Origin of the sequence: Pseudomonas sp. NFR16 (genome assembly GCF_900108875.1) — a bacterium.
Lineage (GTDB): Bacteria > Pseudomonadota > Gammaproteobacteria > Pseudomonadales > Pseudomonadaceae > Aquipseudomonas.
The window spans coordinates 329181-343342 of sequence record NZ_FNYJ01000001.1 but is presented as its reverse complement, the minus strand read 5'-3'; the positions used below and the strand labels follow the sequence as shown (position 1 = coordinate 343342).

At 60.8% G+C, this 14162-nt stretch carries 16 protein-coding genes; 9 read left to right on the top strand and 7 right to left on the bottom strand.

Annotation, left to right across the window (positions count from 1 at the left end):
- Positions 1-205: 205 nt before the first annotated feature.
- Positions 206-1111: a polyprenyl synthetase family protein gene (locus BMZ10_RS01640; protein WP_093458317.1), complete on the top strand. Its 906-nt coding sequence runs from the start codon at positions 206-208 to the stop codon at positions 1109-1111.
- On the opposite strand, the gene BMZ10_RS01635 is transcribed toward BMZ10_RS01640, so the two are convergent.
- Both BMZ10_RS01635 and BMZ10_RS01630 read right to left on the bottom strand, forming a co-directional pair.
- Positions 1112-1579, bottom strand: a complete 468-nt coding sequence (locus tag BMZ10_RS01635) for a hypothetical protein (RefSeq protein ID WP_093458316.1) — start codon at positions 1577-1579, stop codon at positions 1112-1114.
- Between the two features lie 322 nt (positions 1580-1901).
- Positions 1902-2810 (bottom strand): LysR family transcriptional regulator, encoded by a 909-nt coding sequence (locus tag BMZ10_RS01630; protein ID WP_093458315.1) that lies wholly within the window; start codon positions 2808-2810, stop codon positions 1902-1904.
- Positions 2811-3034: 224 nt separating this feature from the next.
- On the opposite strand from BMZ10_RS01630, the gene BMZ10_RS01625 reads away from it, so the two are divergent.
- The 7 genes from BMZ10_RS01625 to BMZ10_RS01595 all read left to right on the top strand — a co-directional run bounded on the left by BMZ10_RS01625 (position 3035) and on the right by BMZ10_RS01595 (position 9596).
- Positions 3035-3676 (top strand): hydrolase, encoded by a 642-nt coding sequence (locus BMZ10_RS01625; protein ID WP_093458314.1) that lies wholly within the window; start codon positions 3035-3037, stop codon positions 3674-3676.
- A 463-nt stretch (positions 3677-4139) separates the two neighbouring features.
- A complete protein-coding gene (locus tag BMZ10_RS01620) occupies positions 4140-5126 on the top strand; it encodes an aliphatic sulfonate ABC transporter substrate-binding protein (protein WP_093459876.1) in 987 nt (328 codons plus the stop codon).
- Between the two features lie 52 nt (positions 5127-5178).
- The gene (ehuB, locus tag BMZ10_RS01615) at positions 5179-6045 is read left to right on the top strand and encodes an ectoine/hydroxyectoine ABC transporter substrate-binding protein EhuB (RefSeq protein ID WP_093458313.1); all 867 of its coding nucleotides are present in this window, start codon (positions 5179-5181) and stop codon (positions 6043-6045) included.
- A gap of 233 nt (positions 6046-6278) precedes the next feature.
- A complete protein-coding gene (gene ehuC / locus BMZ10_RS01610) occupies positions 6279-6959 on the top strand; it encodes an ectoine/hydroxyectoine ABC transporter permease subunit EhuC (protein ID WP_093458312.1) in 681 nt (226 codons plus the stop codon).
- Entirely contained in the window at positions 6956-7606 is a 651-nt protein-coding gene (gene ehuD / locus BMZ10_RS01605; protein WP_093458311.1) for an ectoine/hydroxyectoine ABC transporter permease subunit EhuD, read from the top strand. The genes ehuC and ehuD overlap by 4 nt, the downstream gene beginning before the upstream one ends.
- Positions 7599-8390 carry an amino acid ABC transporter ATP-binding protein gene (locus BMZ10_RS01600; protein ID WP_093458310.1) on the top strand — a complete coding sequence of 264 codons (792 nt, stop codon included), beginning with the start codon at positions 7599-7601 and terminating at the stop codon, positions 8388-8390. The genes ehuD and BMZ10_RS01600 overlap by 8 nt, the downstream gene beginning before the upstream one ends.
- Positions 8391-8441: 51 nt before the next feature.
- Entirely contained in the window at positions 8442-9596 is a 1155-nt protein-coding gene (locus tag BMZ10_RS01595; protein WP_093458309.1) for an epoxide hydrolase family protein, read from the top strand.
- Positions 9597-9629: 33 nt separating this feature from the next.
- Here BMZ10_RS01595 and BMZ10_RS01590 read toward each other — a convergent pair whose 3' ends face one another.
- A complete protein-coding gene (locus tag BMZ10_RS01590; RefSeq protein WP_093458308.1) occupies positions 9630-10628 on the bottom strand; it encodes an NAD(P)H-quinone oxidoreductase in 999 nt (332 codons plus the stop codon).
- Between the two features lie 137 nt (positions 10629-10765).
- Here BMZ10_RS01590 and BMZ10_RS01585 point away from each other — a divergent pair, with 137 nt between their 5' ends.
- Positions 10766-11647, top strand: coding sequence for a LysR family transcriptional regulator (locus BMZ10_RS01585; protein ID WP_093458307.1), 882 nt, complete (start codon positions 10766-10768; stop codon positions 11645-11647).
- Positions 11648-11806: 159 nt separating this feature from the next.
- On the opposite strand, the gene BMZ10_RS01580 is transcribed toward BMZ10_RS01585, so the two are convergent.
- From BMZ10_RS01580 to BMZ10_RS01565, 4 genes are all read right to left on the bottom strand, one after another.
- The gene (locus BMZ10_RS01580; protein WP_093458306.1) at positions 11807-12046 is read right to left on the bottom strand and encodes a hypothetical protein; all 240 of its coding nucleotides are present in this window, start codon (positions 12044-12046) and stop codon (positions 11807-11809) included.
- Positions 12047-12489: 443 nt separating this feature from the next.
- Complete coding sequence (locus BMZ10_RS01575) at positions 12490-12885, bottom strand: contractile injection system protein, VgrG/Pvc8 family (RefSeq protein WP_093458305.1); 396 nt, start codon at positions 12883-12885, stop codon at positions 12490-12492.
- A gap of 70 nt (positions 12886-12955) precedes the next feature.
- Positions 12956-13687 carry a hypothetical protein gene (locus BMZ10_RS01570; protein ID WP_093458304.1) on the bottom strand — a complete coding sequence of 244 codons (732 nt, stop codon included), beginning with the start codon at positions 13685-13687 and terminating at the stop codon, positions 12956-12958.
- Between the two features lie 135 nt (positions 13688-13822).
- The gene (locus tag BMZ10_RS01565) at positions 13823-14014 is read right to left on the bottom strand and encodes a hypothetical protein (RefSeq protein WP_093458303.1); all 192 of its coding nucleotides are present in this window, start codon (positions 14012-14014) and stop codon (positions 13823-13825) included.
- Positions 14015-14162 lie beyond the last annotated feature (148 nt).

Here is a 14162-nt window from a genome sequence, read left to right as displayed (position 1 = left end):
TGAATCATTTTGCACCCGGCGTGGTCATTTAGCTGACGGAACTTGTACAAGAATGCCAATCGACGCATATTTTGTACAAGTTTTACCCAGACTCAGGCAGCTGGAACGTTGAGTCGTTCCGCGTATTTCAGGCTGCAGGTCAAAGGATCCGGTAGCGCCGTTCAATCGCTACGTTCAATCGCCACAGGCTGAGGTGCACCTCCCGATGACCATCGACACAGACGCTTCCCTTGATCACAGCTTCACTGAGCGTCTCTCTCACGTACGTGCATCCATCGAGAAGCGACTCGATGAGTTGCTGCCGGAGAGTGGCAATGAACGCGATCTGGTTGCCCTGGCCATGCGTGAGTGTACGTTGGCGCCGGGCAAACGCATGCGCCCTATTCTGTTGATGCTCGCGGCCGAGGGTCTGGGCCATGAAGGCACTTCGGGGCTGGACCTGGGCTGCGCGGTGGAGATGATCCACGCAGCGTCGCTGGTGCTCGACGACATGCCGTGCATGGACAACGCCGCCCTCAGGCGCGGCCGGCCCACGGTGCATCTGAAGTTCGGCGAAGACGTTGCGATCCTCACCGCCGTGGCACTGTTGAGCCGCGCATTCGGGGTGATCGCCTCGATCAGCGATCTGGCGCCAGCGACCCGGACCCAGCTGGTCGAACTGGCCGCCAATGCCGTCGGTATGCAAGGCCTGGTGCGCGGTCAGTTTCAGGACCTGCGCGACGGTCAGCACCCGCGCAGTCCCGAGGAGATTGCCGTGACCAATAACCTCAAGACCGGCGTTCTGTTTGGCGCCATCGTTGACATGGCCTGGCTGATCAGCAACGCAGCCGAAAGCGTCAGGCCGCAGTTGCAGGTGTTTGCCGTGGAACTGGGGCAGGCGTTTCAGATGTATGACGATCTGCGAGACAGCTGCCCCGACAGCGACAAGGATCAGGGTAAGGACGCGGGCAAAAGCACGTTCGTTTCCCTGTATGGCGAAGCCCGGGTTCAGGAGCAGCTGCACTTGCATCTGGTCAACGCCGAGCTCAGCCTGCGGGAGATCTTCGGTGATTCAACGATGATCTCCGGCTACATGAAGACGATCTTCGAGCGCGCGGCGGTCGGTGCCTGATCAGGGCTGTGCCTGCTGCGCGACCGCCTGTTTGAGCGCTGCGCCGTCAGTGAAGCGCTTTTCCTGCACAACGGCGCCGTCTTGCAAGGTCAGCCACTGAACCGAGTCCCTGTCGCCGTTGTACTGCCGCGCGACCCTGCCGTCGCGGTCGAGCAGAATCCGGTATTTGGCCGAGCGCATCGCCGGCACCGCGACCATCTTGACCAGCGAAGGCATCATCTCGATATCCGCCACGTAAACCACACCCCGCTCTTCGAGGTATCCCTGAGGGGCGTCGCCGACGGCGGCATTGACGAGCTTGGCCGCCGACATGCTCCGCGCCACGAGCAGCACGTGCGCCTGGCTGTCCAGCGTATAGGCCTTGTCGTTCTGATCGAGAAGGGTCCACTTCACCACCGGTTCAATGGCGCCATTGGCCATCGCTTGCGTGCCTAACAACATCCCTGCCAGAAAAATCAGTCGCTGCATGGTTTACGCCTTGATCAAGAGATTAAAGCCCGACGCGATGTGGCGCTCAGGACGGGCATGGAGAATGGAAAAAAACCGAACCAAGCGGCGGCCCGGACGGTCAAGCATTATGAATCCATTTGTCGCGAGTAAGTTTTATGCTGAAGTTTCTGGGCGGTACCGTTGGCATCATTTTCCTGATCGGCCTGATCGTCGTCATCGCAGTGTTCAAGCTGCTGTTCTGATATCGGGCATCAAACAATCCCTTGTGACCCGAACGGCCTGTCGCTCACCGCCAGGCCGTTCGTTGCTTCTGCCCTTCACCCCTCGCCGACAGTCCTCTTTAACGCTCGGGCCCGGCAGCCAGATCCGCGGCAAAGTGCGGCGACTCTCCGAAGTATTCGATCAACAGTTCAGTCAGCACGCGAATCTTCTGTGCCGGATGCTGGCCCGGTGGGCGCACGACGTACGCACCCGCAGGCGGCGGCGGATAGGCCGTCATGATCGGCACCAGAGTGCCTGATGCAATGCCGTCGTAAGTCAGGCAATCGGGCAGGTAGGCAACGCCCAGCCCCGCCACCGCCGCGGCGACCAGGGCCACACCACTGTCGGCCTTGAACCGCCCTTGCGGGCGAACCGAAATCACCTTGTTGCCGTCCATGAATTGCCAGGCTTCGGTGCCCTTCATCAGCGCTTCATGGGCGATGAGTTCGTCCGGCGACTGCGGCGCACCGTGAGTCTGGACGTAGCGCGGACTCGCGACCAGCCGGGTGTTGATCGGCCCGATGCAGCGCGCCATCAGGTTGGAATCCTGCAAGTAGCCCACCCGGATCGCGCAGTCGTAGCCCTCGGCGATGAGGTCGACGAAGCGGTCGCTGTAGCAGGTCTGGACATGCAGCTCGGGATGACGCCGGGCCAATTCCGCCAGCAACGGCGCGAAATGGGTCGGGCCAAAAGAAAGCGGCGCCGCAACACGCAGGCGGCCACGCAAGGCACCGGTCGGCAAAATCGCTTCTCTGGCGACGTCCATTTCGGCGCAGACACGCGCCGCGTAATCCCGAAACGTCGAGCCGGCTTCAGTCAGCGCGGTTTTGCGCGTAGAGCGGGCAAGCAGCTGCACGCCCAGCTCGGTTTCCAGTCTGGCCAGCCTGCGACTGACGATTGACTTGGCGACACCCAGCCGAAGCGCAGCAGGCGAAACGCCCCCCGCATCGGCCACCTCTACAAACGTGCGAAGCTCTTCGATATCCAAATCACTGTTCCCCTTTTGGCAACACAGCTTGCCTCGGAATGCTACTACCGGAGCATGTGGAGCAACAGCACAATGTTGTTCCTCAAGCGAGGTCGCCGGTAACGCCAGACCCGCAATGTCTGGTCGCCATTGGCCGCAGCGCTGACGAGCGACCTTCGCCCAGGGAAGAGCCCCATCCAAGTGCCGCGCAAGCGTGCATCACAACCACAAAAAAGGATCTCGTAATGGCGAGCGAAACTCTCCGTAATCCCGTCACCGATCAGCTGTTGTCGCCCGACAACTCGGCGTTGATCATCATCGATTACCAGCCGATCCAGGTCTCATCGATCCGTTCGATGTCGCGCCAGGAGCTGGTCTTCAATATCACCAGCGTCGCCAAGGCCGCGCTGAACTACAACCTCCCTATCATCCACTCCACGGTCAACGTCCAGACCGGCCGCAACAAGCCGCCGATTCAGGAGCTGCAAGACGTGCTGGGGCATTTGCCGACGTACGATCGCACCTCGATCAACAGCTGGGAAGACACCGAATTCAAGCAGGCGGTCAAGGCGCTCGGCCGGCGCAAGCTGATCATCACCGCGCTGTGGACAGAGGCGTGTCTGACCTTCCCTGCCCTGGATGCGATTCAGGAAGGCTACGAAGTCTATGTGCCAGTGGACGCGGTGGGCGGTACGTCGGTCGCCGCGCACGAGGCGGCGCTGCGTCGCATGGAGCAAGCGGGGGTGAAGTTGATCAGCCGCGTGCAGATGTACTGCGAGCTGCAGCGCGACTGGGCGCGTGAAGCCACTGTTTCGGGCTTCATGGGTGTGTTCGACAGTTTCGACGGCTTCAATCCTGAAAAGGCCAACGAAGTCGCCGAAAAGTAAGCGCCCTGCCTGGGCTCAGAAAAGGCGAGCACGCATGACGTGATCGCCCATCCCTGGCTCTGCCTTCGCGGGCAAGCGCGCTCCTACAGGGATCGTGCCTGCCGGAATTCGGGAATGCCCAGGGCCGGTCCTGCGACAAACTTGCAGCGTCTGCAGGACCGGCTTTAGCCGGGAAGAGGTCGGAGCATCAGTTGGATATGCAGCGTCTGGAACTCAGCCTTCGCGGGCAAGCGCGCTCCTACAGGGACTGTGCCTGCCGGAATTTGGGAATGCCCGGAGCCGGTCCGACCACACACTTGCAGCGTCTGCAGGACCGGCTTTAGCCGGGAAGAGGTCGGTGCGTCAGCCAACCTGTACAAGCCTGCATAAGCTAATAGCCATAAGGTATTTAAAGAATATTTTTTAGAACTCTATGATCGATGGCTTACCGCCAGCCAGCCATCAACCGATTGTGAGTTCAACCATGCACCTCGCACCTGACCGCTCCTCATCGATGCTTCGTCGTCCGTTGCTCGCAGGCCTGGCGATTGCCCTGGTCTTTACACTGGCCTCTGCACTGCCCCTCCCGGCGCGGGCGCAGGAAACCGTGCGCATCGGCTACCAGAAATCGTCGACCCTGATCACTCTGCTCAAAGCTCAGGGCACGCTGGAAAAAGCCCTCGCCAAGGACAACATCGACATCAGCTGGCATGAGTTCCCCAGCGGTCTGCCGCTGCTGGAAGCGCTGAACATCGGCAATGTCGACATCAGCGCCGATGTCGCCGACACCGTGCCGATCTTTGCCCAGGCCGCGCAGGCCAAACTGACCTATTTCGCAGAAGAATCACCGTCGCCCAGTGCGCAAGCGATCGTGGTGTCCAAGGATTCGCCCATTCAGCAGCTGTCGGACCTCAAGGGCAAGAAGGTCGCGGTGACCAAGGCTGCCGGCACGCACTACCTGCTGATCGCCGCGCTGAACAAGGCCGGACTGACCTTCGCCGACATTCAGCCGGCGTACCTCACCCCTGCCGACGGCCGCGCTGCCTTCGAGAACGGCAAGGTCGACGCGTGGGTGACGTGGGAGCCCTTCCTCACCAGCGTTCAGCGCCAGTTGCCGACCCGAACCCTCGCCGATGGCGCCGGCCTTGCCAGTTACAAACGCTATTACCTGACCAGCACCGCCTACGCGACGGCGCATGCTGAGGTGCTCAAGCTTGTGTATCAGCAGCTTCAGGAAGCGGGCAACTGGATCAAGAAAAACCCGCGCGACGCCGCTCAAGTGCTCGGCCCACTGTGGGGCAACCTTGATGTGCAAACCGTGGAAGCCGCCAACGCCCACCGCAGTTATCAGGTGGAGCCTGTGAAAGCGGACCAGTTGGGCGAACAGCAGAAGATCGCCGACGCGTTCTTCGCCGCAGGCCTGCTGCCCAAGGCAGTGGACGCCAAGGACGTCGGCATCTGGAAACCCTGAACCTGGCATCGACCCCCTACCCTTACCTCAGCCTCTGACTTCGAGCATTCCCATGAAAGGCCTTAAATCGCCGTCTGCTTTAATCGGCTCCGCCGTGCTGTTGAACGCCCTCCTCGCCTCGTCCGCCAGCGCCGGTCTGCTGGAAAAAGGTCGCACTCATGGCCTGACCGCCGGGATTGCCAACGAGCAGCCCTACGCGTACATCGACACCAATGGCAAGACCGTGGGCGCCAACGTCGAGATTCTCCAGGCAATCCTCTCGCAGTTGGGGATCACCAAGGTGGAAACGCCCATCACCGAATTCGGTTCGCTGGTACCGGGGCTCGCCGCAGGCCGCTTCGATCTGATTGGCGCCGGACTGTTCATCAACCCGGCGCGCTGCAAGGTGATCGGCTACTCCAACCCGGTGACCCGCTCCGGCGGCGCCTTCATCGTCAAGGCCGGCAACCCGCTCAAGCTGCACAGCCTCAAAGACGTCGCCGCCAATGGCAAGGCGCGCCTGGCCACCCAGCCCGGCAGCAATCAGGTTCAGGAAGCCAAGGACAGCGGCATTGCCACCGGCAACGTCGTGCTGTTCGACAAGGACACCGAAGCCCTCGCGGCGCTGCAGGCCGATCGCGTCGACGTGGTGTATTTCCCGGATGCGGAGATCATCAGCCTGGTCAAGAAAGCCAACAGCCCGGCCATTGAGCGTGCGCTGCCGTTCGACCAGATTCCCGATGCTGAAGGCAAGCCGACCTGGAATTACCACGCCTACGGCCTGCCCAAGAACGATCCGGAATTCACCCAGGCGTTCAACGAGCAACTGGCCAAACTGCGCGCCTCTGGCGAGCTGCTGAAGATTCTGCAGAAGTACGGCTACACCGAAAACGAGCTGCCACCGGCTGACGTCACCGCCGAGCAACGCTGCAACCGTTAAGGCCCATCAGCAAAAGGACAGTGGCTGGATTGACGAACCCTCCACTGTGGGAGTGAGCTTGCTCACGAAGGGGCCGGGACATGCACTGCAAATGCAAAGCCCGGCAGTCCGTCTTCTTCCGATGGCGGCCCCGAGCAAGCTCACTCCCACAGAACGCCTGTGTCCGCTCTACCTCAGTGGCACGTTCAACCATCCGCACGCCTGATCCGGCCCCGACCCACACGAGTACGGCCATGTTCATCGATCCTTCTGCCGTGGAAACGGCACGTTTCATTGCTCGTCAGCTTGCCAACGGCGCACTGGTGACGCTGCAGATCACGTTTTTCGCGCAACTGATCGTGGTGATGATGTCCTTCGTCATCGCCCTGATGCGCCTGTCGCCCTGGCGGGCACTGCGCTGGATAGCCACGGTGTACGTGGAAATCCTGCGCGGTATCTCTGCCCTGGTCCTGCTGTTCTACCTGTTTTTCATCCTGCCGCTGTTCGGCATCAGCCTGTCGCCGATGGTCACCGGCATTCTCGGGCTTGGCCTGACGTTCTCTGCCTACGGCTCGGAAATCGTGCGTTCGGCGCTGAGCAACGTCAGTCGCGGCCAGCGCGATGCGATTCGCGCGCTGGACTTCGACGCACTGACTGCGTTCCGCCGCATTGTGTTGCCGCAAGCGCTGCCCTTCATGCTGCCGCCCATGGGCAACCAACTGGTGGAACTGCTCAAGACCACGTCGCTGGTGTCGCTGATCACCCTGAGCGACCTGACCTTCTCCGGCGGGCAACTGATCACCACGCTGGGCCAGCAGACACTGATCTGGAGCATCGTGCTGGTGTGTTATTTCGCCATGGCCTGGCCGCTGAGCTGGCTGGTCAGACGCTACGAACAACGCGTGACCTCGTGGCGTCGCGGGGTGGCTGCATGAACTTCGATTACGCATTCGCCTGGTCGATCGTTCCGGACCTGTTCGACGGGCTGGTGGTCACCGTGCAGGTGGTCGTGCTGGGGTTTCTGCTCGCCGTGCTTGTCGGCCTGCTGCTGGCGTTGGCCCAACGCACGCGGTTTGCCGCGGTCCGTCGCCTGAGCGCCGGGTACCTGAGCTTTTTCCGCAATACGCCGCTGATGGTGCAGCTGTACGTGCTGTTCTTCGCCTTTCCATTGGCCGGCATCACGTTGCCGGCAATCACGACTGGGGTGATCGGTCTGGGGCTGTATTACGGCGCTTACATCGCTGAAGCGTTCCGCGGCGCCATCGACGGCGTGCCGGCGGGACAATGGGAAGCGGCGCGTGCGCTGGATTTCGACCCCGCCACCACGTGGCAGCGCATCATCCTGCCGCAGGCGCTCAAGCCGATGCTGCCGGTGCTTGGCAATTACCTGATCGGCATGTTCAAGGAAACTCCGCTGCTGGCCGTGATCACCATTCCCGAACTGTTCCAGGCGGCCAAACAGATCGCCGGCATGACCTATCGCTACAACGAACCGTACACGGTCATGGCGCTGATGTTTCTGGCGATCAGCATCCCCACTTCTCTCTTGTTCAAATACTTCGAAAGGCGCAGTCATGTCTGATCTCGCACACGGCTCACCTCTGAGTGCGCCGCAGATTGTCCTCAAACAGGTGGTCAAGCAATTCGGCGCCAACCGGGTGATCGACCATCTGGACCTGAGCATCCCACAAGGCCAGAAAGTCGCGCTGATCGGCCCCAGCGGCTCGGGCAAATCCACGGTCCTGCGACTGATCAAGGGGCTGGAAACCTACCAGCAAGGCAGCATCGAAGTGGCGGGCGCATCGGTGCCGGGGCGTTCATCGGGCTGGCGCTGGCCTGGCACGAAGAAGGCGCCGGTGGAGCATCGGGTCGGCATGGTGTTCCAGCAATTCAACCTGTTTCCGCACCTCACGGTGCTGGAAAACGTCACCGAGGCGCCGTTTCGGGTGCTGAAGCTCAGCCGCGAGGAGGCGCGCGAGCGCGCCCATCAGTACCTCGCACGGGTGGGGCTCGGCCACAAAGCCAACGCCTGGCCAGCGCAGCTGTCCGGAGGCCAGCAGCAGCGAGTGGCGATTGCCCGGGCGCTGGCGATGCGTCCGCAGGTGATGCTGTTCGATGAGGTCACTTCAGCGCTGGACCCCGAACTGGTCGGCGAAGTGCTGGCGGTGATTCGCGCCATTGCCCACGAGCAGCAGATGACCATGCTGCTGGTGACTCACGAAATGAAGTTCGCCCAGGATATCGCCGACCGTGTGCTGTTCATGGAAGCGGGCAAGATTGTGGCCGACGGTTCGCCCGAGCAGATCCTCGTCAACCCCGACAACGAGCGCACGCGGCGCTTTCTCAACCTTGTGGAGCAACGTTGATTCAGCCAACCTGAACATCCACCGCATCCGGTCACTGCACAGGACATCGTCATGCCAATCCGCCCGTTCACCCTGGCCGTCCCCAGCGAACAGCTGGAAGATTTGCAACGGCGCCTGCGCAGCGTGCGTCTGCCAGACGGCCTGGATCCGCACAGCTGGGACGACGGCACCGCGACGGCGTTCGTTCAACGGCTGTTGAGTCACTGGCGCGAGCGCTTCGACTGGCGCAGTGTCGAGCGGCGCATCAACCAGTTGCCGCAATTCATTGCCGACATCGACGGCCAGCCGATCCACTTCGTACACCAGCGCGGCAGCGGCCCCAAGCCCATGCCGCTGATCATCACCCATGGCTGGCCGGGCTCCTTTCTGGAGCTGGAGCGGCTGTTGCCGCTGCTCACCGATCCGGCCAGCCATGGCGGCGATGCAGCAGACGCTTTTGATGTGGTGGTGCCGTCGCTGCCGGGCTACGGCTGCTCGCCTGCGCCTGCCCGGCCGGGCGTCAGTTCCCGGCAGATTGCAGGGCTCTGGGCGTCGTTGATGAGGACCTTGGGCTACACGCGTTTTGGCGCTCAGGGCGGCGACATCGGGGCGGGCGTGTCGATGTGGCTGGCCCGCGACAACCACGCGATGCTTTCGGGCGTGCACGTCAATTACATTCCCGGCAGCTTCAGGCCGCACACCGATGATGGCCCGCACGCAGTGACCGCGCAGGAGCAGGACTTCCTCACCCGCAGCAGTCAGTTCGCGGCGTCCGAAGGCGCCTATGCTGCGCTGCACAGCACCAAGCCGCAGACCCTGGCGTTTGCGCTGACCGACTCACCCGCCGGCCTGGCCGCCTGGATCGCTGAAAAATTCCACGCCTGGGTCGATCACCCAGGCGACCTTGAAACCGTGGTGCCATTGGACACGCTGCTCGGCGACATCGCGTTGTACTGGTTCGGCGGCACGCTCGACGCCAGCCTGCGGCTGTACAAGGAAAACCGCCAGAACCCGCTGGTGTTTAAGGCTGACGAGCGGGTTGCGGCGCCGCTGGGCGTGGCTGTCTTCCCCAAGGAGCTGCCGATGCCGCCGCGCAGCTGGGTCGAGCGGGTCTTCGATGTCCACCGCTGGGAAATCATGCCCCGTGGAGGCCACTTCGCGGCACTGGAACAGCCTGAGCTGCTGGCAGAGGAAATCAGGGCATTCTTCAGGCCGCTGAGGGGCTGATACGCAGGGTCCCGTCGGCAACATGCGTCCGGATCAAACGACCTTCAGCACAATCTTGCCGATGTGGTCCCCCTGCTCCATGCGTTGATGGGCACCGGCTGCGTCTTCGAGCGGGAAGACACGGTCGATGATCGGCAGGCACTGACCCGCTTTCAGCAACGGCCAGACGTTGTTCCTGACGCCCCGAGCCACGTCGGCCTTTTCCTGCGCGCTGCGCGAACGCATCATCGAGCCGGTGACCGATGCCTGCTTGTCCAGCAGGGTCAGCAGATTGAAGTCTTTCACCGACGCACCGCCCAGAAAGCCAATGATGACCAGCCGGCCGCGGCGTGCGAGGGACGCCACGTTGCCCGCGAAATAGCTGCCACCCATGATGTCGAGGATGACGTCGACGCCGTTGTTGTCGGTGCGCTCGGCGATGACCTTGGCAAAATCAGCCTCGCGATAATTGATCGCTTCACCGCCCAGGGCGCGGATCTGTGCGCACTTCTCCTCGCTGCCCGCCGTGGCGAATGCGCGAATCCCCAGTGCTTTGCAGAGCATCAATGCGGTCGTGCCGATGCCACTGGTGCCACCGTGGATCAACACCGTCGAGCCCTCCCGCGCCTGTCCCAGTTCGAACAGGTTGGCCCAGACCGTGAAAAACGTTTCCGGTATGGCCGCTGCATGGATCATGTCCACGCCGTCGGGGATCGGCAGCGCCTGGGTTTCGATGACGGTGCAGTATTCGGCGTAGCCATCGCCATTGGTCAACGCGCACACCCGGTCGCCAATCTTGAAATCCGCCACTGCGCTGCCCACGCCTACGACCTCACCGGCGACTTCAAGGCCGGGCACTACGCTCATGCCGGGCTTCATCGGGTACTTGCCGGCGCGCTGCAGTACATCCGGGCGGTTGATGCCAGCGGCGTGGACTTTGATCAGCAGTTCGCGCTCAGCCGGAACCGGCATGTTGGTCTGCGCCAGTTGCAGAACCTCCGGGCCGCCGGGTTGAGTGATCTGAATGTAGTTAATGCGTTCAGGCAAATTCATGGAGCACCTCATAGATTTGATCGGTACAGGCTGTGACACCGGCCCGTGAAAGGCATTCAGGATAACCACACCGGCATAGGAAATAATGCAGCGATTCAGCATACTGGCGATGCATATCTGCAGCGGGGGTGGACGCTATGAATTGGGATGACGCAAGGTTCTTTCTGGCAGTGGCGCGGGTGGCGACCTTGCGCGGCGCGGCGCGCGCCCTCAATGTCGATCAGGCAACGGTGGGCAGACGGGTCGCAGCGTTGGAGCAGGCATTGAACGCAACGCTGTTTTTGCGCACGTCCGAAGGCTATACGCTCACCAACGCAGGCGAGGCCGCCCTGGACGCCGCGGAGCAGATGGAACAGGCCAGTCATGAACTGCAGCGGCGCATCGAGGGGCTGGATGACCGGCCTGTCGGGCTCGTGCGTATCGCCTCCACGGACTCGCTGGCCATCGAATTCGTGATCCCCGCCGTCGCCCGCCTGCATGACGCGTACCCTGACGTACGGGTGGAAATCAAAGCGGGCACCGAGATGCTCAACCTGGCCAAGCGTGAAGCGGACATCGCGCTGCGCACCATCAAACCGGACAACCCGGACCTTCTCGTCCGACGCCTCGCCAGCTGGCCAATCGGCCTGTTCGCTTCACAGCAATACCTCGACCGTCGCGGCACGCCCCACATCGGCAGCGGCTTCGCCGGGCATGACATCGTCGGGTTCCAGGCCCATGTCGACGCTGGCGAACGCTACAACCTGGCACAGGAAACCGTTCAAGCCGCACGCGTGGTTGCCAGCGCCAACAGCAGCCTGCTGGTGCGCACCGCGCTCGCAGCGGGGCTCGGGCTTGGGGAAATCCCGATCCCCATGGGCGAACGCGACGGGCTGGTGCAAGTGTGGCCGCAACGCACCCGCGCGCAGACCTACGACGTCTGGCTCGTCACCCACAAAGACCTGCGCCACACCGCCCGCGTGAGTAAAGTCATCGAATACCTGGTCGAGGCGTTCAACCCAGACCGCCCGCCCACCTGATGTGCAAACAGGGGTATCAAGGCTGATGGCCAGATCACCAGCGCAATATTCCTGTGAGCGCGCTTGCCTGAGCAAACACAGGCATCGTCTCTAGGTCTTGACCGACGAGCCAAATAAAAAGCCCAGGTGCATGCCTGGGCTTCGAGGGTGACAGCGGCACTACTCGGAATCGATCAGGCTGTCTGTCCTGGCGCTGCCGTTCTCCCGTGGGACCTGAGCATCCTGATCAGAACCCGGATTACCCGGCGGCGGATTCCAGTCCACCGGTCTTTCGACAGTGCCCTGCTTGGGTTCGGAACTGGTGCGCTCAAGCCCCGAATCATGATCTTCGCCCGTGTCCGGGCTTTTTTCATCCGGCCCAGGATACGCGGCTTCCGGCCCGTTGTTTTCAATCGCCATAACGATTCTCCCGTCTACGGCGCAGGATGTCTGCGCGTATAGATGTGAGACGACATTCACAAGCAAGTGCCTTGGCGCCGACGGGTGGAGGGGACAATTTTGTTTGGGGTTTGGTCGGTTGGATGTGTTTGAGGAAGGTGCGGTGCTGAGTCGGGCGGGAGTGTGTTGCCCTTGTCGTCGTAGCGCGCTTGCCAGACGCTGCCTTTCGGAAATGTAGTCTCGGTAATCAGCGTGGTGCCAAGGTGGCGCTTGTACGTGATTAGTGCGGGCTAGCGGGTCGGTTTCTTCTATCAGGCGGGAGAAATCGACGGACTTGAAAGCAGTAGGTTGCCGTCTGGCAGGCTGATCCCGGTCATATTGCCAGCTCCGTCGAGTTCAATGCCGTAGCGCTCGCCGCCAAAGTCTCGGCTGGCAGTCGATGGTTCCCCAGCTGCAGTTGCAGTTCAGCTGCAACGCATTGCTATGAGTCGCCATGACGCCTTCGGGTTAGCTGAATCGACGTGTTGGGTCGCCATTGCGGCTAGCCGGGATCCCACGTAGGCAGAATAGCGAGACATGTCACCGTCAATGCCATTGTTGCCGAAGCTCACCACGTGACCACTGATGGATAGGCGGCCGCCCGAGGCAAGTCCCATCTCGATGGTCGCAGCCTGCCCAATCGCGGACTTTAGCTTCACGCCAGTGTCATCGGAAATGAGTTCAAGCTGAAACCCGAAATCCGTCGACAGCCCTTTACTCCCCGCAAAGGACTCAAGCAACAGCTCCTGGCCACCCTTGAGGGCCATGGTCAACTTGAACAGGCGCCTGTTCTGTGCAGAAAACAGCCACGAGAGGTCCATCGTTTCAACTACTCCTTAAACCAGTAACACGCGATCAGCGGATGAACCTGCGCGCCAGAATCAGCGTCAATCAAGCACTCGGGGACTTGCGCCGGAAACCTACCCACTTGAAAAATCTGCTGATCCACCAGCGACTACGCGCTTGGCGAATTTCCTCGATCTCCATAAATGTGTAGGCCACTGATGTGGTGTTTTGCTTTATGCTTAAAGTGCGCAGCGCTCTCACTGTATGACGCATATGGTAAAGAATTACTAAAGCGCAGATGGTTAGAACAATCGCACCAATGACCCCCGCCGCCGAAACTCCAAAAAATTTAATAAAGACACTCGCGGCTAGCGTAGATGCACCAGCCGACAAAGCAACAAAATACCTTGCCGATGAATCCTTGCTAACTTTCGGCACCACCTTCACCTTGTTTCCGCTGTATTCAAATGGATGAAACGTCGGTTCTGTGTGAGCAATTAAATAAAAAACCAGAAGCACTAAAGCCGCAGGTAACAATCCTGCAATTGAGGCTCCAGCACTTACCGCCCCCCATACGTCAGCGGCGATAGAATAGGCCATGCTGCTCGCCGGTATGATCAGAAAACCCTGCACACTGGCTAATACTGACCACAGATAAAATGTGAACCTCTCACAAAAATAGATCAAGTAAAGAAACCAACTTAGCTTCAAGATAAAAATAAATAAATAGACAGACCAGAAGAACGGTACAACAGAGAGGCCGAGAATCATGGCAAATACAAGCACACTGAAACATACCCAAGCACCGCGTTTAAGATAATCGGAGTCGAAAATCATTAGCCATAATCCTTTTGCCTTAACAGTATGAAAGCTTTTGATGTGCGCAGACCCGTTCCATCCCGGGTATTCGAAGTGCAACGTTCGGGGAAGGATGATATACGACAGCGCGTCGTCGCTGTTGAGATAATCGGTCTAGCGGCCGAGGGCATCTGTGTCAGCGATGGAGTTGCCATCAACGTCGTAGCGCGCTTGCCAGACGTCGCGGTCCGGAAATGTCGTCTCGGTAATCAGCGTGGTGCCAAGGTGGTGCTTGTACGTGGTAGTGCGGCCTAGCGGGTCGGCTTCCTCAATCAGGCGGGAGAAATCGTGGCTGATGCCGGTCATGTTGCCAACTTCGTCGAGTTCAATGCCGTAGCGCCTGCCGCCAAAGTCTCGGCTGCCCGCCGATGGTTTCCCAGCTGCAGTTGCAGCTCAGCCGCAACGGATTGCTATGGATCGCCATGACGCGTTCGGGTTAGCTGAGTCGACGCGT